Origin of the sequence: Pseudomonas sp. PDM03, assembly GCF_014852385.1 — a bacterium.
Taxonomy (GTDB): Bacteria; Pseudomonadota; Gammaproteobacteria; order Pseudomonadales; family Pseudomonadaceae; genus Aquipseudomonas; species Aquipseudomonas migulae.
On the sequence record NZ_JACVBM010000001.1, the window covers coordinates 496944 to 516060 of the forward strand.

At 58.7% G+C, this 19117-nt stretch carries 16 protein-coding genes; 9 read left to right on the plus strand and 7 right to left on the minus strand.

Annotated features, from left to right (window positions below; translation table 11 throughout):
* Window positions 1-54: 54 nt before the first annotated feature.
* Window positions 55-4911, minus strand: coding sequence for a dermonecrotic toxin domain-containing protein (locus IB254_RS02475; protein ID WP_192416257.1), 4857 nt, complete (start codon window positions 4909-4911; stop codon window positions 55-57).
* A gap of 183 nt (window positions 4912-5094) precedes the next feature.
* On the opposite strand from IB254_RS02475, the gene IB254_RS02480 reads away from it, so the two are divergent.
* On the plus strand, window positions 5095-6135 hold the full coding sequence (locus tag IB254_RS02480) for an Ldh family oxidoreductase (RefSeq protein WP_192416258.1): 1041 nt from the start codon (window positions 5095-5097) through the stop codon (window positions 6133-6135).
* A 139-nt stretch (window positions 6136-6274) separates the two neighbouring features.
* On the opposite strand, the gene IB254_RS02485 is transcribed toward IB254_RS02480, so the two are convergent.
* A complete protein-coding gene (locus IB254_RS02485) occupies window positions 6275-6592 on the minus strand; it encodes a DUF883 family protein (protein ID WP_192416259.1) in 318 nt (105 codons plus the stop codon).
* 165 nt (window positions 6593-6757) lie between these two features.
* Here IB254_RS02485 and IB254_RS02490 point away from each other — a divergent pair, with 165 nt between their 5' ends.
* Entirely contained in the window at window positions 6758-7009 is a 252-nt protein-coding gene (locus IB254_RS02490; RefSeq protein ID WP_007937833.1) for a hypothetical protein, read from the plus strand.
* 8 nt (window positions 7010-7017) lie between these two features.
* Here the strand turns inward: IB254_RS02490 and IB254_RS02495 are convergent, their stop codons facing one another.
* On the minus strand, window positions 7018-7926 hold the full coding sequence (locus IB254_RS02495; RefSeq protein ID WP_192416260.1) for a LysR family transcriptional regulator: 909 nt from the start codon (window positions 7924-7926) through the stop codon (window positions 7018-7020).
* An 84-nt stretch (window positions 7927-8010) separates the two neighbouring features.
* On the opposite strand from IB254_RS02495, the gene IB254_RS02500 reads away from it, so the two are divergent.
* Entirely contained in the window at window positions 8011-8934 is a 924-nt protein-coding gene (locus tag IB254_RS02500; RefSeq protein ID WP_192416261.1) for a carbon-nitrogen hydrolase family protein, read from the plus strand.
* Window positions 8935-9292: 358 nt separating this feature from the next.
* Window positions 9293-9772, plus strand: coding sequence for a hypothetical protein (locus IB254_RS02505; protein ID WP_192416262.1), 480 nt, complete (start codon window positions 9293-9295; stop codon window positions 9770-9772).
* Between the two features lie 408 nt (window positions 9773-10180).
* On the opposite strand, the gene IB254_RS02510 is transcribed toward IB254_RS02505, so the two are convergent.
* The 3 genes from IB254_RS02510 to IB254_RS02520 form a co-directional block, all read right to left on the minus strand.
* A complete protein-coding gene (locus IB254_RS02510) occupies window positions 10181-10726 on the minus strand; it encodes a GNAT family N-acetyltransferase (protein WP_192416263.1) in 546 nt (181 codons plus the stop codon).
* Between the two features lie 70 nt (window positions 10727-10796).
* Window positions 10797-12230 (minus strand): nucleobase:cation symporter-2 family protein, encoded by a 1434-nt coding sequence (locus tag IB254_RS02515; protein ID WP_192416264.1) that lies wholly within the window; start codon window positions 12228-12230, stop codon window positions 10797-10799.
* A gap of 189 nt (window positions 12231-12419) precedes the next feature.
* A complete protein-coding gene (locus IB254_RS02520) occupies window positions 12420-13313 on the minus strand; it encodes a LysR family transcriptional regulator (RefSeq protein WP_192416265.1) in 894 nt (297 codons plus the stop codon).
* A gap of 101 nt (window positions 13314-13414) precedes the next feature.
* On the opposite strand from IB254_RS02520, the gene IB254_RS02525 reads away from it, so the two are divergent.
* A complete protein-coding gene (locus IB254_RS02525; protein ID WP_192416266.1) occupies window positions 13415-14506 on the plus strand; it encodes a polyamine ABC transporter substrate-binding protein in 1092 nt (363 codons plus the stop codon).
* A 21-nt stretch (window positions 14507-14527) separates the two neighbouring features.
* Complete coding sequence (speB, locus tag IB254_RS02530) at window positions 14528-15487, plus strand: agmatinase (protein WP_192416267.1); 960 nt, start codon at window positions 14528-14530, stop codon at window positions 15485-15487.
* A gap of 114 nt (window positions 15488-15601) precedes the next feature.
* Here speB and IB254_RS02535 read toward each other — a convergent pair whose 3' ends face one another.
* On the minus strand, window positions 15602-16654 hold the full coding sequence (locus tag IB254_RS02535; protein WP_192416268.1) for an aldo/keto reductase: 1053 nt from the start codon (window positions 16652-16654) through the stop codon (window positions 15602-15604).
* A 191-nt stretch (window positions 16655-16845) separates the two neighbouring features.
* Here IB254_RS02535 and IB254_RS02540 point away from each other — a divergent pair, with 191 nt between their 5' ends.
* The 3 genes from IB254_RS02540 to zapE are packed head-to-tail and all read left to right on the plus strand — an operon-like array spanning window position 16846 to window position 19105.
* The gene (locus IB254_RS02540) at window positions 16846-17562 is read left to right on the plus strand and encodes a helix-turn-helix transcriptional regulator (protein ID WP_008029933.1); all 717 of its coding nucleotides are present in this window, start codon (window positions 16846-16848) and stop codon (window positions 17560-17562) included.
* 52 nt (window positions 17563-17614) lie between these two features.
* Complete coding sequence (locus tag IB254_RS02545; RefSeq protein ID WP_192416269.1) at window positions 17615-17956, plus strand: nuclear transport factor 2 family protein; 342 nt, start codon at window positions 17615-17617, stop codon at window positions 17954-17956.
* Between the two features lie 30 nt (window positions 17957-17986).
* Window positions 17987-19105 carry a cell division protein ZapE gene (gene zapE, locus IB254_RS02550; protein WP_192416270.1) on the plus strand — a complete coding sequence of 373 codons (1119 nt, stop codon included), beginning with the start codon at window positions 17987-17989 and terminating at the stop codon, window positions 19103-19105.
* Window positions 19106-19117: the final 12 nt, after the last annotated feature.

Here is a 19117-nt window from a genome sequence, read left to right on the forward strand (position 1 = left end):
GCGAGAACAGCCGTCATGGCATTTACCCATCAAACGGCTGTTTATTTTCTGGAGTCAAGGTGTATTGAGGTGTAACTCCCGTCCGAGATGACTGATTAACCAGGCCACGCTGTCGGCATTACCAAGTTGTACCGCCAGCCGGGTCAGTGAGTTTCTTTTGAAGGTCTCGCGAGCACCGCTCAGGTTGTCTGCGCCGGTCAACGTCAAAATTTGGGCTTTTACCCGGTCAGTATTTTCATAAGTCGTACTTCCTGGGTCTTCCCATACGCCGGTGTCGGCATTCTGGGTCATGAACAATTGTGTGTAAGGTGTCTTGAGTGACAGTGCGGTGTCCTCAACGTTGGTCAATTTTTTCTTGTGTTCAATGGCCTCCGCAGTGGCCGTGCCGAACAGGTCGGTGAAGGGTTTGCCAGGTTCCTGGTAGGAAATATCCTCGGTTTCACAGACCAGATGCGAAAGCTCATGCAAAAGGGTCAACGCCCGGGCATGCGTGTGGATCGGGAAGGCCCTGTCGGAAAGATGTTGGCGATAATGCTCGTAACCGGGATCGAAGAATTTTTCTGCCAGATAGATTTTCTTCTGTGCGTCGATGGGAACGGTAAAGCCGAATGTACTGTTTACGCCTTGTCGTACTCTGCCGACGACAAAACGATCAGACTTGGCCTTTCTGAGCGTAGGGTCCAACAACGCGGTAAACATGTTGCCCACGACCTTTTCAAGTTTTTCCACATGCGCTGGCAACACCTCAGGCACATCAATGAAACGCTTGATGAGCTGATGCACGGGGTTGTTCGTGTCATCGGCGTTCTTCAGCAATTTCAGGTTTTGAAAACTGTTCCAGGCATAGCTCGTTGCCTGGTCCAGCGCCTGTTCAATCTGCCGAGCCTTATGCGGGAAAACACGTCGTATCTGCCGCATTCCATGGGCGTCGATGTTCATGCCGTCCCAAGCCGCTGCCAGAGCATCCAGCCGACGGATAAGGCTGAACTGTGGCGTCGGTGTTTCCCTGTCGAGCACCCATTGTTTCGATTCATTCTGCCGCAGATAAGGGCCAAGCGTCTTTGTGTCGGCGATGCGCCAGCGGGTGCCGCGTTTGGTCACCGGAAACACTTTGCCTTCCACCGGCCCGTAAAGTTGTTTGGTCGTCGGATGCGCGTAGAGCCCGGGCGTTGAGTCGGGCTTGAGCGAACCCAGGTCGACGTGGAGGCTTTCATGACGCTTCAAGCCTGTGCGCTCGGGGGCGGTCACCTTGATGTCCTGCCATTTGCAGCGGTCATCGGTTTTTTCCGGTGGCGGTGCGGCTGGCGTGGAAGTCGGTGGTGCGTGAGTGTCCAGCGATTGGCGCAACGACGCGAGTTGAGCAATGCCGCTGATGAATTCCCTGAGGGCCGCCCCCCATTTGTGCGTTTGCAGGTCTTCGGCGGATTGTTTGATGTCCAGGTAGCTGTGGTACACAGTGGCGGGGTAGGCGAGTTTGCCCATGAAAAATGAATACGCCTCGTGCAGGTCTTCGCCCAGAACGTGCTTGATGGTTGCCCATGCACTCTGCTTTTGGTTATCGGACTGACAACCGAGCAACCGGCCCAACAACGCGGCATTTTCATGGAACAAGTGCCCGAACAGGTGCCCCTTGATTGGGCTGGACGCCAGCTTGACGTCGGCATCGGTATTGTCCGTTGCCACAGGTGCGGCTCTTGTAGTCCGGTTACTGCGCGTTGCCATTCGCGTTTCGAGCAAGATCCGTTCGGGTTGCGGCAGGTTCATGAGCACCCAGTCGAGCAGTGCGCCGCGCGTCTTCAGTTCTGCCAGCAGCTGGTTTTCGCTTTGGTATTCCTTGATCCCGTGCCGTGGACTGTGAGGGGCGACAAGCACCTGCGGCGCTGTGCTATCGGTCGATGAACCGATCAGGTAGACACCCGGCACTTTGACGGTTTGTCCGATCCTGACACCGAGGAACTCCAGGGGCCGGATGATCGCGTGGGCGCCATCGACGGCTGCACGGGCGATGGCGTCTGGCATGTCCATGACCTGGCGGATCAGATCGAACCCGGTTTCGCTCAGGCGTTCCTGCAGTTTTTCAACGTGCGCGTGGTGCATCAGCTGCCAGGGCAGTTGCGTGTAAAAACGCTGCCGGCGATCCGCGTTCGCCACGGTGTCGGCAAGGGCCGCGCTGAGTATTTTCTGCTGATGCTCTCCCGGTTTCAGGTTGCGTATCAGGTCTTTGATGTAGCGTTCGTCCATGCCCTCCGGAATGACCGTGGTGTCCAGCGACGTCAGTTTGAGCAAGACAGTGTCCAGGTCCTTGAGGTGAGCCAGCGCAAAATCGGTCAGGGTCTGTTTGCTGGACGCAGACCAGGGGCTGGCGCTGATCTCGACCTGGACCTTGTCCGGATTGATGTTGAACGTGTCGGCCTTGAGTTGTTTTTCCAGTTCATCGTGGGCGGTGCGCTGCAATGATCGAATGCCGGTGAGGTAATCCTCGTCGTCTTTGACGTTGTGCAGATATTGCTGAAGCAGTTCGCCATGCAGGATCAGCTCTTTGACCGGCGCCTTGGCCAGCCATGCCGGCAGCTTTTGCTGGGTGATCAGGGATTGGGCGATGTCGGTCGCACGACTCAACCCGATCATCGGTTCACGCAGGGCCACCAGATTAAGCAGACTGGCCAGCGGCGCGGGGGAGAGCGGAGTGGTCAGCGCGCGGGTGACGAAGGTCTGGTCCAGATCAATAAAGGGCCTTTGCACATTGTCGAGAAAATGCCCATGGACCTGTTGCAGGGGCGCCAGTGTGTAGGCCCTGTCTGGCGATCGCTCGCTACGGCCGAGGTTTTCCAGAAGCATGGAACGATGATTCTCGTCTTTAAGACGTCGTTCGAGCTCTTCCTTTAGCGGCGTCAGTGCCTTGAAGGCTTCAAATCCCAGTGCCGGCGTCCACAGAATGGCCTTGCCTGAGTGCAACGGATCCAGGCCGCCCCGTTCTGTCAGGACAAAACAGCTGGCCAGTTTCAGTGGGGTTGCCGCGGTGCCGGCCTTCAACGCCAGGGAAAAGACCTCCGGTAAAAAACCGTTCAATGCCGCTCGGTCTGCGCGTGTAGGCGTATCGAGAACGGTTTTGATGATCGCCTGTTCCGCCGCACCCAGGGTGCGTGATACGGCGCGAAGCTTCAATTCACTGTGCAGTGCCGTTGACAGGGTATGGGTAAAGCTCGATTGCAAACTTGCCAGTGATAGGTTGACCAGGCTTTGCGCATCGGTGAACGTGCGGGTTGCCGGGGGAATGACCGGGTGTTTTTCAAGGAGTTGATCGAGCGCCTGTTCGACCGAGCTCATCAGCGACAGCTCCCGTTTGGCCGACTCGGCGCGCACGGTGGCCGGTTGCATGTACACGTCTCGGTCCGGCCGTGTGCTCCAACGTTCTGCGGTTTCAGCCCGCAGCAAGCGGTGGTCGATCAATCCCCGGACGTCCAGGGCGCTGTCAAGAAAGGCGTGAGGCTCCAGCGTGCCTTCGCTTTCACGGTAACGGCTCACGGCGTGGCTGAGGTTTTGCCGTTGCTTATCAATGATGTCAGTCATCAAGCGCGCAAACACCGAGCCGACGACAGGTTCACCAACGATCACCCGTTCGTTCGGTTCCAGCCCAAGAAATGTACTGCGTTCGTCCAATGACATGAAATTGAGCAGCGTGTGTTCATGCCCTTCGCTGTCGAGCATAGGCAGGACGATTTTCTTCACCTCTGGCAAGTTGCTTGTGGCCACGATGCCTCGGAAAGGGTTGTACAAGAAACTCAGCGTGTTTGCGCCGCCGATCATCAAGGTCGAGGCCAGTTCCGCGAAATGTTTTGAGGGGGCGGTGACTCGCACTTTCTCGATGCGAAGGGGAGCGCTCGCGATCGGTGCGAGGCTGACATTCATCAGTCGCAGGTATTGCTCTGTCGTCAAAGTGCCCTGTTGGTGCTGGTTTAACAGCTTTGCGTGAAAAGTGTCTTGCAGGCCCTCGGTGAAAAAGGCCCGGCGCGACAAGCCATTGCTCATGAGCGAGTCCCAGAACGTTTCGAGAAGGCTGTGCAGGTGAGGCGTAAAACCTTGCGCGATTTTTTTTACGGCGCTTTCCCAGGTTTGGTTATCGGTATTGCTGCTGGTGGCATGCTCGGGATGGGTAAACACCCTGGAGGCGCCCGTCGGCCACTGATTCGTCAGGTAAAAATGCAGGAGGGCCTCGCTCAATGACATCGTTGCAATCCCATGGGGGGGGCCACGGTGATCAAACGCAGAACCCGTACTGACAAAACTTTTCAGCCGCGTCAGACGCTGGTCCAGTTTGGGGAATGGCTTGGACAACGCGTGCTTGAGGACCTCGTCCAGCATTGATTGCAAGGTGGGCATCTTGACCAATTCGTCCGCCATCGCCTTGATGTTTTGTTCCTGCTGTTGCTTGAGCGTGAGTTCCTGACCTTCGAATACCGCGCCTTCGATTTCGTGAGTGGAAATATCGAGTGCAGCGGCGGCGGCCAAGGGCAGGCGTTGTTCGATGGAGTGGAAGCGCAACAGTCCACTTTTTTCAGTGGCCTGCGCCAACCATTCTTTGAGTTTGTTTTTGAGGTCGGCCATGCCCGCGAATTTGACCAGGCCTTTGCACGGTGTAAAGAGCGTGACCGCGCCATTATTGGGTCGGCTCATGGCAAAGGCGCCGGCCAATGGAATGCCGGCCTCGCCGGGCAAAGACAGCAACAGCTGGAAGGCCTGCATCGGTTTTTCATGGGTTTTGCGGGCTGTCTGTGTCGGCTTGTAAACCGTGTTCAACCAGTTCAGATCGTCCAGGGTAAAGCCCAGCGCGGTTTCCCGTTCGCCGAGTAACCCGGCAGTGGATGCAGACAAGGCTTCGTCAAAAAAATACGGCAGTGCAGGGGTCGTCATGATGTTTCCTCGATGGACTGCTGCGGTGTTCAGTGCAGTTCGTTGGGTCGAGGAGCAACAATAGGGGGCGGGAAAAGGCGGGGTGCGGTACATATTGCTTGCGCGAGAGACTTGACAGGAAGCCGGTAAAAAAGCGCTTAATCGACCTGTCGCCCGCCTCTAAAAATAACACTGGAGCTTCAGATGACCGCTTCGCCTGAAATGGCAGTCAGTTCGGCCAACTCAACCCTGGATTTTGATTCTCTCGTCCTTTTGCTCGAACGCATTTTCGTTCGTCACGGCACCTCCGCCGAAGTCGCCAGGGCACTGGCCCTCAACTGCGCCGGTGCCGAACGCGATGGCGCCCACAGTCATGGCGTGTTCCGCATTCCCGGTTACGTGTCGACGCTGAAAAGCGGCTGGGTCAATGGCCAGGCCGTGCCGGTGGTTGAAGACGTGGCATCGGGTTTTGTCCGGGTCGACGCCGGCAATGGCTTCGCCCAACCGGCGCTCGCCGCCGCACGTGCCTTGCTGGTAGAGAAGGCCCGCAGCGCCGGGATCGCGGTGTTGGCGATTCGCAATTCCCACCACTTCGCGGCGTTGTGGCCGGACGTCGAGCCGTTCGCCTATGAAGGGCTGGTGGCGTTGAGCGTGGTCAACAGCATGACCTGCGTGGTGCCGCACGGTGCCGATCGCCCACTCTTCGGCACCAACCCGATTGCCTTCGCCGCCCCCCGTGCGGACGGTGATCCGATTGTCTTCGACCTGGCCACCAGCGCCATCGCCCATGGCGATGTGCAGATCGCCGCACGCAAGGGTGAGCGCTTGCCCGCGGGCATGGGCGTGGACGGCCTCGGTCAGCCGACCCAGGACCCGAAAGCGATTCTGGAGGGTGGAGCGTTGCTGCCGTTTGGCGGGCATAAAGGTTCGGCGTTGTCGATGATGGTGGAGCTGTTGGCGGCGGCGTTGACCGGCGGCAATTTCTCCTTCGAATTCGACTGGAAAAACCACCCTGGCGCCAAGACGCCATGGACCGGCCAACTGTTGATCGTGATCGATCCGAGCAAGGCCGCCGGGCAGAGTTTTGCCGAGCGCAGCCAGGAACTGGTGCGGCAGATGCACGGTGTGGGGCTCAAACGGTTGCCGGGTGATCGCCGCCATCATCAGCGCGCCAAGTCCAACGCTGATGGTATTCAGCTGGATGCGGATACGCTGGCGAATCTGCGCGAACTAGCCGGGATCTAGCGTCAAGACACGTACTGTGTAGGAGCCGGCTTGCTGGCGATAGCGGTCGATCAGCCAACATCTATATCGGCTGATCCGCCGCCATCGCCAGCAAGCCGGCTCCTACAGTGACCGTATTTCAATAGGTGTTATCGCGGCCTTAACGACGGCCCAGCAACAACCCGACAACCAAACCGAAACCAGCAGAAATCGCCACGGTTTGCCACGGATGACCACCGATATAGGTTTCTGTCGCTTCGACTGCGGGCAAGGTCCGGTCACGAACATGGGTAACCGAATCCCGCGCCTGCTGGAGCTTCTGGGCGATTTGCCCACGGAGCGTATCCGCTTCCTCACCGACCAGCGAGGCACTGCTTTTCAGCAATTTTTCCGACTCTTCGATCAGCGCCTGAAGCTCGCTGAACGCTTGATCCTTGATTTGGTCTTCGGCGGTTTGTGCGGCGGTTTTCCGAGCCATTGGGATACTCCTTGCAGGTGAGTGGGCAGTGAACAATGGAGTCTGCGGTGATTGAAAAAGTTGCAGCGATTTTACCTGCGCAGGCCCTCCTGTAGAAAAATCCTGCGCAGGACATTTCTTCCTACAGTGTAAGATGTCGCCTATTTACGCAGCAGGTAACTCCCCATGAGCTTCAATCTGGCCGACAAACCCCTTGCCGAGCGCGCAGCGCTTGAAGACGAGAAATCCCGTCTGTTCGAACTCTGGCAAAACAACCTGGGCAAAGCCAAAGGCGAGGCCGCACGCTTGTTCGGCGAACGCGCCAAGCGCAAAGGCAAATGGGCCGAATGGGTCCGTTCCGAACTCGACGGCATGTCGCCTCCGGAATTCGCCAACATGGTGCGCAGTGAAGTCAATCGGTTGATGGCGGCCAAATAAGGCGGGCTTCACGCAAAAATCGCGACAATCGCCTCACGCACTTTCAACACCACCGGATCGAGCTGCGTGCTGGTACGCCAGCCCAGCTCGATCGGATAACGCGGCAATGCCAACGGGCAGGGCAGCAGCGTCAACCCGCTGAGTGCGGCGATGCTTCGGGCGGCATGTGCCGGGATGGTCGCCACCGCTTGACTGCCCTTGAGCAGATGTGGCAACGCCGCGAAATGCGTGGTCGAAGCGCATACCCGCCGGCTCAGGCCCAGCGCGGCCAACCCTTCGTCGGTGATCCCGATAAAACCACCCGATGACACCAGAATATGTTCACGGGTGACGAACTCCTCAAGGTCGATGGTTTGCTGGCCCTCGGCCAGACTCTTCGGGTCAACCAGACACAGATAATCACCTTCCCCCAATACCTGACGACTCAGCAACCGTTCGGCAAACCCGCCGGCCGTGATCGCCAGGTCGATGCTGCGCTCCATCAACGCGTGGGCGACGATCTGACTGTGGGTCTGGCGGAAGATCAGCCGTAAATTCGGCGCGCAACGGGCGATCTCTTCGATCAAGCGGCGGCCGTAGGCAATTTCGAAATCATCCGACATGCCCACCGTGACCGAGCGCCCTTCGTAGTGATGGGCGGCCGGATCGACCATCGCCAGGCTTTGTCGGCATTTGTTCAGCGCGTCGCTGACCACAGGTTTCAACTGATTGGCCTTGAGCGTCGGCGCCAGGCCTCGGCCGGTGCGCACAAACAACTGATCGCCATACACCTCGCGCAGTCGGCGCAACGCCGCGCTGACTGCCGACTGCGTGACGCCCAGACGCAACGCTGCACGGCTGGCGCTGGACTCTTCATGCAAGGCTTCGAAGACTTTTAGCAGGTTGAGATCGACGGTGGCGATATTCATGGTGTTCATATCATTCAGCAGCGAACGGGGCTTTATTCATGATCCGGTAGCGCCTGAGAATGAGCAACACCCGATTCCAATGGAGTTACTGCAATGCCCAAGTCAATCGTTGCTGCACTGCAAATCGGCGCACTGGCCGGCGGCAAGGCCGAGACCCTGGAGCAAATCCTCTCGTACGAAAACGCCATCCTTGAAGCCGGCGCGGCGCTGGTGGTCATGCCCGAAGCGTTGCTCGGTGGTTACCCGAAAGGCGAGGGGTTCGGCACGCAACTGGGTTATCGCCTGCCGGAAGGTCGAGAAGCATTTGCCCGGTATTTCGCCAACGCCGTCGACGTCCCGGGCGTAGAAACCGACGCGCTGGCCGGGTTGTCGGCGCGTACCGGAGCCAATCTGGTGATTGGCGTTATCGAACGCGCCGGCAGCACTTTGTATTGCACCGCGTTGTATTTCGATCCGCAGGCCGGACTGGTCGCCAAACACCGAAAACTGATGCCCACGGGCACCGAACGGCTGATCTGGGGCAAGGGCGATGGCTCGACGTTGCCGGTGATCGACAGCCAGGTCGGGCGCATTGGCGCGGTGGTGTGCTGGGAAAACATGATGCCGTTGCTGCGCACGGCGATGTACGCCAAAGGTGTGGAGGTGTGGTGCGCACCCACGGTGGACGAGCGGGAGATGTGGCAGGTGAGCATGCGCCACGTCGCCCATGAAGGGCGCTGCTTTGTGGTCAGTGCATGCCAGGTTCAGGATTCACCGCAAGCCCTGGGCGTGGAGATCGCCAACTGGCCGGCGGACCGGCCGTTGATTGCCGGTGGCAGCATAATTGTCGGGCCGATGGGCGACATTCTGGCCGGGCCGCTACGCGGCGAGCGCGGACTGCTCACCGCCGAAATCGACACCGAAGACCTGATCCGCGCGCGTTACGACTACGACGTCGTCGGCCATTACGCGCGCCCGGATGTGTTTGAGCTGACCGTGGATGAACGGGCCAAACCCGGTGTCCGGTTCAACACTTAATCCCTCTGTGGAGCGTGCTTGCTTGCGAAGGCATCGGTTCAGACGATAGAGATCCAAAGGGCCAAATCAAAATTTCCGTTACGCTTCCACTCAAGTATTGCGTCACGCGTTGTGTGCCCAATTCTCCGAGCTACGCATCCAGCGCCGGAACTTCATGAGCACTTGTATGCTCATGAAGTTCGGTCAGCGCATCCAAATCATTCACTTGGAAATTGAAAATTCTACATATTTCGAAATTAGAAAGTTCTCAATTATTCTTTTTATGTCTTAAGGTCTGTTATTTTTGACAGTGGAAATTCATTGGTTTGGCCGAGTATTCTCTGTGTGTGGTTTACTTTTTTATCGAGGAGTTGCTTGGATGAATAACAAGGAAGATGTCAAAAAAATAATTCACCCGGATTGGGGTAAGTGCGAGTTGCAAGACAAGAATGAGATTCCAGTTTTTAAAGGTGACTGGGGTAGCCTGGAAAATCGATTATATAAACATAAGCATCCTCGTGTGCCCGAGCTGAGAGGTGAAATGACATATCAGTATCATTTGCAGGATGGGTATGTGTTTTTTCATATGTTTAAATATATGCTGACTAGTCGGCCGACTGATAGAGTTTGGAGGAGGGCAAATATATATCTTAGTGCTATAAGTGAAACTGCGATGGGTGCGCAGAGCCCGGACAGTATGATTATGGACTATAAATGGCACGATCAAGGACTGGTCGTAGCTGTCAAGCTAAATCATTCGAAGGTGGCGGAATATAGTATTGGAGTTCAGTACGATGGAAGCAATAATGATGTGGGGGAGCACGAAAAGTGGGGGCCTATACTTTACGCAGAATTTTGAAGAGGCATATTGTTGGCTGATCAATTCTATGCTCGCCCCGTCACGGAGTATCCCGGTCAAGTAGGTGTTTATGAAATAAATCGTGCTGGTGGCGCGAGCGGGCATTACTATTCTTATGTTAGCGCTGAAGATGTTTTTGTGTTGTTCTTGGTTTTTTGAATGAAGGCCTATTAGGATAGTAATTGCACTGGTAAGTAAGTCCGCCAGATAAATTGGTGCCGGGGGGCAGAATCACCCAGATAGTCAGGTTGATTGTCTGGGTGAACTTGCGTTTTTTTTGTAAATAGTGTTTTTTGCATAGGCTTTTTCCGGATGGCGGCAGTCTATTCTGCGCTGACAGTCAGAATCGAGCCTTGTCCCTCCACCCTTCAAGTCCTACCACACAGACTCGCCTCCCACATTTGAACTTCAGTGTTGCTGTTGCCACTCTTCACGCGTGATCTCCCAGATTTCCCTGGGGAATCGTCCGCCGACAAAATCACCCTCATCAGTGCAGATCAAACGCATGCCGGTCCGTTCCGAGAGTTTGCGCGAACCGATATTGGGTGCGGCTTTCGGCGCACGCAGGACTGTCCGGCCAAGCGTTTCGAACCAGTATTCGGTCACGGCGGCACTGGCTTCGCTCATCAAGCCCTGGCCTTGCCATTGCAGGCCTAGCCAGAATCCACGGTGGTTGTTCTGTTCATCCATCAGGCTGACACTGCCGATCAGTTGTTCCGGCGCTGACTTCAACCGCATCGACCAGTGCCACTCTTTGCCCGCCGCCATCGCCGGCAACGCGATATCACGCAAGTAGGTCAGGGCACCGTCCGCGGGATAAGGCCAAGGCACAAGCGCGTTCAGATACTGCACCACTTCCCAGTGCGGGAACTGTTGTTGAATGCCGGCGGCATCGCTCATTTCCAGCTGCCGCAGCATCAGGCGTTCGGTGTACAGCGTAGGGATGACTTCCATGTTTTGTTTGGCATCCTTGATGCGGATTTACCAGGTGTCGGCTGTCGAGCCCGGTAGGTTGAGTGTGCCACTATCGGTGAAGCGGGACATCCGGGTTTTCCATGACCTGGAGGATCGAGGCTTCCGGGTCGAAATCGTCTTCTTCCAGCTCGATGAATTCTTCGGGCAGGAAGATGTTCAGCACGATAGCGCACAACGCGCCGACGGTAATCGGCGATTCAAAGATGTTATGCAGCGCCTTGGGCAACTCGCGCAATACCTCCGGCACGGCCGCCACGCCCAGGCCCATACCGAGGGAAATCGCCACGATCAGCATGTTGCGCCGATGCAGGCCGGCTTCGGCGAGGATCTTGATCCCGGCCACTGCAACGGTGCCGAACATCACCAGTTCAGCGCCGCCGAGCACCGGTTTCGGCATCAGTTGCAGCACCGCGCCGATCATCGGGAACAGCCCCAGCACCACCAACAGACCGGCAATGAAAAACGCCACGTAGCGGCTGGCCACGCCGGTCAGTTGAATCACGCCGTTGTTCTGCGCGAAGGTCACCATCGGCATGCTGTTGAACACCGCCGCCATGGCCGAGTTGAGGCCGTCGGCGAGCAGGCCGGATTTGATCCGGCGAATGTAGATCGGGCCTTTGACCGGCTGCCGGGAAATCATCGAGTTGGCCGTCAGGTCACCGGCAGCCTCAAGCGGCGACACGAGGAATATCACCGCCACCGGCACGAACGCCACCCAGTCGAAGTTGAAACCGTACTTGAACGGCACCGGCACGCTCATCAGCGGTACGTCGGGCATGCTGCCGAAATCCACGTGGCCCATGAGCCACGCCACGAGGTAACCGAGGGTCAGGCCGATCACGATGGCGCCGAGGCGCAGGAACGGCACATCAACACGGTTCAGCACAACGATGGTGCCCAGCACCAACGCAGCCAACGCGAGGTGACTGGCGGCGCCGAGATCCGTCGCGCCGAAGCCGCCGGCGATGTCGGTCATGGCGACTTTGATCAGCGACAACCCCATCAACGTGATGATCGTCCCGGTTACCACTGGCGTGATCAGCATCCGCAATTTGCCGATGAACTGGCTCAGCACCACTTCGATGAACGCGGCGAAAAAACACACGCCAAAGATTGTCGAAAGGATCTCATCAGTGCCGCCGCCGCGGGCCTTGACCATGAAACCGGCGCTGAGGATCACGCTGATGAACGAGAAACTGGTGCCCTGCAGACACAGCAAACCGGAACCGATCGGGCCGAATTTGCGCGCCTGGACGAAGGTGCCCAGCCCCGAGACAAACAGCGCCATGCTGATCAGATAGGGGATTTCGCTTTGCAGGCCGAGGGCGCTGCCCATGATCAGGGTCGGGGTGATGATGCCGACGAAACTGGCGAGTACGTGTTGCAGGGCGGCGAAGACGGTGGCGGTCAAATGAGGGCGATCGTCGAGGCCGTAGATCAGGTCGTTGTGGCGCGGGGCAGGGGCTTTTTCAGAGGCGGTCATGGTGGTTTGCGTGCCGAAAGGCGGGCCGGGTCAGAAAATGGAGGCGCAGGATGCCAGAAAATTCATCGACTTACACAAAACCCTTGTGGGAGCGAGCCTGCTCGCGATAGCGGTATATCAGTTGACCTTTATGCAACTCACACACCGCTATCGCGAGCAGGCTCGCTCCCACAGGGTCGTCACTGTGACTCAGGTGAATGCTGCGAGCAAATCCTCTTCAAAGGCTTTCTGCGCATCCCCCGGCACCTGCGCACGGTGGCGGGCCAGATGGAATGCCACGTCGAAACTCATATCGCTGCGGCGCACGGCCCTGAGCAATCCTTTGTCTTCCCAACTGCGGGCAAAGTGGCTGGGCAGGTAACCGACATGCTTGCCGGACAGAATGAAGGCGAGGGTGCCTTCGACCTGTTCCGAGCGCGCCGAGCACCGTTTGCCCTGAAAGGGCTCGTCGCTGCGCAAAAAACGGTAAGGGTGATCCACCCGGTCGCACGCCTGCAACGCTTGATCGTCCGGCGCCTCGTCGGTGAACAGCGGATGGCCGGCGGCGCAATACAAGTGCTGGGTTTCCGTGAACAGTTCGCGGTAGTCAAACGCGCTCTGCACTTGTGAGAAATAGCCGATCGCCAGGTCCAGCCGTTGTTGCAGCAGCAAGCGCTCCATTTCGCCGGGCATCGCGCTGATCAATTCGATACGCACCGACTCATCGCGTTCGCGAAAGCGCCGGATCGCCTCGGCCACCCGTTGCAGCACCGATTGATCCACGGCTTCGGACAGCCCCAGGCGCACCTCGCCGATCAGCCGACCGGCCACGCCATTGGATTGATGACGGAACGCTTCAATGGATTCGAACAGTCCGCGTGTCGCGGTCAACAGTTGCTCGCCTTTGGGGGTGATCCTGAATCCGCCCTTGCCGCGACTGCACAGCCGATAGCCGAGCCGGGTTTCAAGCCTGGCCATTTGCTGGCTGATGCTCGACTGGCTCAGACCCAGTTCACCCTGGGCTGCGCTGAAACCACCACATTCCACCACGCTGACGAACAGGCGCAGCAATTGCAGATCCACATCGTGAAGCTGGCCGAGCATCAAACATTACTCCGCAATAAAGTCAGGGTAACTGACTTGGTATTTTTCCAATGTATCCGACGACGCATGCTGGGGCCACTTCCTCTGGTCAGGTGTTCGTCATGGCTCCTCTATTCAAGCTGTGTTTACCCGCGCTGTTCCTTGCCGCCTCCGTGTCGGCCCATGCCGAGGAGAAGGTCGTCAATCTTTACAGTTGGGCCGATTACGTGGCCCCGGAAACCTTGCAGCGCTTCGAGCAGGAAACCGGCATTCACGTGCGCTACGACACGTTCGATTCCTCGGAAGTCCTGGAAACCAAGTTGCTCACCGGCGGCAGCGGCTATGACGTGGTGGTGCCGTCGTCCAGCGTGCTGGCGCGGGGGTTGGCAGCCGGTGCGTTGAAGGCGATTCCCCACGAAGGCCTCAAGGGCTACGCCAACCTCGATCCGGATTTGCTGGAAAAACTCGCCGCGGTCGATCCCGGCAACCGCTATGGCGTGCCATATACCTGGGGCACGCTCGGGCTCGGGATGAATGTGGAGGCGGTGAAAAAGCGCTTGCCGGATGTGCCGCTCAACAGCCTCGACTTGCTGTTCAAACCCGAATACGCCAGCAAGCTGAAAGATTGCGGCGTGGCAATCATCGATTCGCCGCAGGAAGTGATCGGCCTGGCGCTGCACTACCTCGGTAAAGATCCCTACAGCACCGACAAGTCCGATCTGTCAGCCGCCGAGGCGTTGTTGCGTCAGCTGCAGCCGAATGTGCTGTACGTCGCCAGTGGCCGGCAAATCAACGATCTGGCCAACGGCAGCGTCTGCCTGGCCTTGACCTACAACGGTGACGCGAGCATGGCCGCCGATCAGGCGCGCAAGGCCAACAAACCGTATGAAGTGGCGTACCGGATTCCCAAGGAAGGCACGCTGGTCTGGCAGGACAACCTGGCCATCCCCAAGGACGCGCCGCACCCCGAAGCCGCCCGAGTCTTCATCGAGTTCATGTTGCGTCCCGAATCCGTCGCGGCGCTGACCAACACGCTGTTCTTTGCCACCGCCAACCAGGCCGCCACACCGTTGGTGGATGAGGCGGTACGCAGCGATCCCGACATTTACCCCCTCGCCGATGTGCGCGAACGGTTGTACGCCGACCGCAGCATGAGCCTCAAGGACATGCGTCAGCGCACCCGTTTGTGGACCACTTTCCGTAGCCGCCAGTAAATAAACAAGAAGGAGCACCTGATGGACGTCCCCGTGCAAAACGACCAGGCCATGACCCGCGACAGTCTCTACGGGACTGCCGCCGAAAGTACCTACGCCGGTATCACCAGTTTCATGCGTCGCCGGTACAGCCGCGACTTGCGCGGTGTCGACGTGGCCGTCAGCGGCGTGCCGTTCGATACCGCCACCAGCAACCGTCCCGGCGCGCGTTTCGGACCGCGCGGCATTCGTGCGGCGTCCACCGGGATCGCCTGGGAGCGGCATTGGCCATGGGCGTTCGACCCGTTCGATCATCTGGCGGTGATCGACTACGGTGATTGCGACTTCGACTACGGTTCGCCGCATTCGGTGCCGGAAAGCATTGAAGCCCACGCCGAGCACATTCTGAATGCCGGTTGCGCGATGCTGACATTCGGCGGCGATCACTTCATCAGTTATCCGCTGCTCAAGGCGCATGCCCGTAAACATGGGGCGCTGTCGTTGATTCACTTCGATGCGCACAGCGACACCTGGCCAGATGAAGAGGGCAAGCGCGTCGATCACGGCACGATGTTCTGGCACGCGGCCAAGGAAGGTCTGGTGGACCCGTCGCGCTCGGTGCAGATCGGTTTGCGCACCACCAATGACGATCATCAGGGTTTTCAGGTGCTGGATGCGCGGCAGGTGCACCGGCGTGGGGTGGATGCGATTGTCGAAGCGATTCGCGCACGGGTCGGCGACAACCCGGTGTACCTGACGTTCGACATCGATTGCCTCGACCCGGCCTTCGCCCCCGGCACCGGCACACCGGTGTGTGGCGGTTTGAGCACGGTGCAGGCGCTGGAAATCCTCGGCGGCTTGCGCGGGATCAATCTGGTGGGGATGGACGTGGTGGAAGTGGCGCCGGCCTACGACAGTGCGGACATTACCTCACTGGCGGCGGCGACATTGGCGATGGAGATGCTGTGTTTGTATGCGGCGAAGCATAAGGTCGATCAGTAGTACGCGGGCCAATGTGGGAGCGAGCCTGCTCGCGATAGCGGACTGACATTCAACATTTATGTTGACTGTCTGGGGCCCATCGCGAGCAGGCTCGCTCCCACAATTTGATCGGTGTCAGGCCACCGGGATTATTGGCAGATCCAGGGTTTCGCCCCCGCTGAATCGCGCAAAAGAACCGGCAATGGACTCATGCGGCACACCTTTCGCCACTTCGCTGATGCCATCCAGCCGCGACAACTGATCGGCACTCAACTGCACATCCAACGCGCCCAATGTCGCATCCAATTGCTCACGCGTACGCGAACCCAGAATCGGAATCAGCGCCGTAGTCGAGCGTTTGGCTTTTTCCCGCAGCCAGGCAATGGCCACGTGCGTCGGGCTGGCGTCCAGCTCCGCCGCGACTGCAAGCAAGGTGTCGAGCAGGGCGGTTTCGCGGGCACTTTTCTCGGCGTGTACCAGCATGCCCAGTTTGGCGGCACGGTTGTTCTCGTCGCTGGAGCGGTATTTGCCGGTCAGGAACCCGCCACCCAGCGGCGACCATAAGGTCGCGGCCAGCCCCAACGCTTCGGCCATCGGCAGTTGTTCACGTTCAGCTGTGCGCTCGGCGAGGCTGTACTCGACCTGAATGGCGGCAATCGGCGCAAAACCGCGAACTTCAGCCAGCAGATCGGCGCGGGCGATGCGCCAGGCCGGGAAGTTCGACAGCCCTGCATAATGAATCTTGCCGGCGCGCACCAGATCATCAAAACCCCGGAGGATTTCTTCCATGGGCGTGACACCGTCGCTCATGTGCGCCCAGAACAGGTCGATGTGGTCGGTCTTGAGCCGTGTCAGGCTTTCTTCCACGGCGCGGACCATGTTCTTGCGGTTGTTGCCTGTGTGGGAAATGCCTGCGGCCGGTGTAGTCCCCAGTGTGTATTTGGTGGCGATGACCAGGCGATCGCGCTCAGCGGCGATGAACTCACTGAGCATGGCTTCCGACTGGCCACCCTGATAGCCGTTGGCGGTGTCGATGAAATTACCGCCGGCCTCCAGGTAGCCATCAAAGATGCGCTTGGCTTCATCGCGCTCGGCGCCATGACCCCAACCGGTACCAAAGTTACCGGCACCCAGCGCCAGTTCCGCAACGCGCAAGCCGGTTTTTCGGCCGAACACTTTGTAATGCATGGGATGACTCCTGAAGGAAGACGCTGCGGATTAATATAGATGTCGTAAGACATGTATTAAAGATGATGCTAGTCATGTATTCAGTCAAGGTGCTTTTTCATGAGTGGCAAAACGGGCCCGTGGTTACTGCCACTTTCTGACAGGGGGCTCTGCTAATCTGCGACATCCTTTCCGAAAAGAGCTTGCCGATTGTGTCTCGCACCACGCGTTTACTGACCTTGTTGCAAGTGCTGCGCGGCAAAAGTCGTCCGGTCACGGCGGCGACACTCGCCAGCGAGCTTGAGATTTCCGAGCGTACGCTCTATCGCGACATCGCGGAACTCACCGCGCTGGGCGCTCCGATCTACGGTGAGGCGGGGATCGGTTATGTGTTGCGCAGCGGTTTGTTCCTGCCGCCGTTGATGCTCAATGCCGATGAAACCGAAGCCATCGTGCTGGGGCTGCGTTACGTGGATCAGCGCGGCGATGAAGTGTTGAGCAAAGCGGCGGCCGATGCGTTGGCCAAGATTGCTGCGGTGCTGGCGCCCGAAGCGCTGGACGCTCTGCGCAACCCGACGGTGATGCCGGGCCCGCCCGGTTATGGCTTCGCGCCAAATGCCGTGCCGCTGAATGCGTTTCGCCAGGCGATTCGCGAACAGGCCAAGCTGCACATCGACTATGCGGACGCACAGCAAGTGCCGAGTCAGCGGCTGATCTGGCCGCTGGCGCTGGGGTTTCTCAACGAAGTGCGGATCATCGTCGCCTGGTGTGAGTTACGCGGCGCCTATCGGACTTTTCGTACCGACCGGATTTCGGCGGCGAGCGAGCAGGGCGAGCGTTATCCGGGGCGGCGCAGCGACCTGCTGCGTACCTGGCGCAAGCAGATGCAACTGGATGAAGCGGGGCGTTTCACTCCTGACAAGAACTGACACAGGCGTGTTCTAGCATGGCGTCAGAATCAACCAACAAGGAGCTGTCACCATGTCCCATCCTGCCTCTGCACTGGCGCCCGCCATCGCCGCTTACATTGCTGCCGCCAATGCCCGCGACACCTCGACGGTCGCCAGTTTTTTCGCTGAGGACGCCAATGTGTTCGATGAAGGTCAGCATCGGATTGGCACCCAGGCCATCGCCCAATGGATGCAAGACACCGCCCGGCGTTACCAGCCAAAGGTCGAAGTGCTCGACGTGCAACAGCGCACCGGCAAGGTGCTGGTGCACAACCTGATCTCCGGGACGTTTCCCGGCAGCCCGCTGGAATTGCGCTACATGTTTCGCCTGGACGAGCAGGGCAAGATCGCCCGGCTGGACATTTCACTGTAGACGTCGCGTCACGATGGCATACTGCCGCGCATGAATGCCGACTCCCCGTTAAGCGCCTGGCAACACGCCATCGAACAGAAGGGCTTCGTCCAGGACGAAGCCCAGGAACATGCTGTCTGGGCGCTGCAAAAATGCTACGAAGCGCTGCATGAAGGTCGCACCCCGGTCACGGGCGTGTACCTGTGGGGCCCCGTCGGGCGTGGCAAGACCTGGCTGATGGATCAGTTTTACCAAAGCCTGCAGGTCCCGGCCCGGCGCCAGCACTTTCACCATTTTATGGGGTGGGTGCATCAACGCTCGTTTCAGCTGACCGGCACCGCCGATCCGCTCAAGGCCCTGGCCCGCGAGCTGAGCGAAGAAGTCCGCGTGTTGTGTTTCGATGAGCTGTTCGTCAACGACATTGGCGACGCAATCATTCTCGGGCGCTTGTTTCAGGTGATGTTCGAGGAGGGCGTGGTGGTGGTCTGCACGTCCAATCAGCCGCCGGACATGCTGTACGCCGATGGCTTCAACCGCGACCGCTTCGTGCCCGCGATCGAGGCGATCAAGCAGCACATGCAGGTGATCGCGGTGGATGGCGGCGAAGATCATCGCCTGCATCCCGGCGCTGGTTTGCAACGCTATTGGGTCGCCGCGCCCGGGCAACCCGGCGCGTTGGAGGATGTGTTCAAGGCGCTGACCGCCGGCCAGTCAGTCTCCAGTGAACCGATCAAGGTCGGTTACCGTTCGCTGAATGTGGTGCAGGCCAGTGAAACCGTGCTCTGGAGCCGTTACGCCGACCTCTGTGAGCAACCCTTTGCCGCCATGGATTTCATGGCCCTGTGCGACACCTTCAGGGCTATTCTGTTGAGTGACGTGCCCAACCTCAGCGCGCAAAAACGCGCCGGCCGCATCGCCCGTGGCACCGAAGACGGGGTCGAGCGGGTGGTGGCGGGTGATCGCGAGTTGCCGCAATTGTCGGTGCACGACGACGGTGTGCGGCGCTTCATCGCGTTGGTGGACGAATGCTATGACCGCAAAGTGCCGTTGTACCTCGAAGCCCAGGTGCCGATGGAATCGCTCTACACCGAAGGCTATCTGGAATTCCCGTTCCGCCGCACACTCAGTCGCCTACAGGAAATGCAGCTGCAACGTTTCGCCGACGCTTGAACCCAAGGAGCC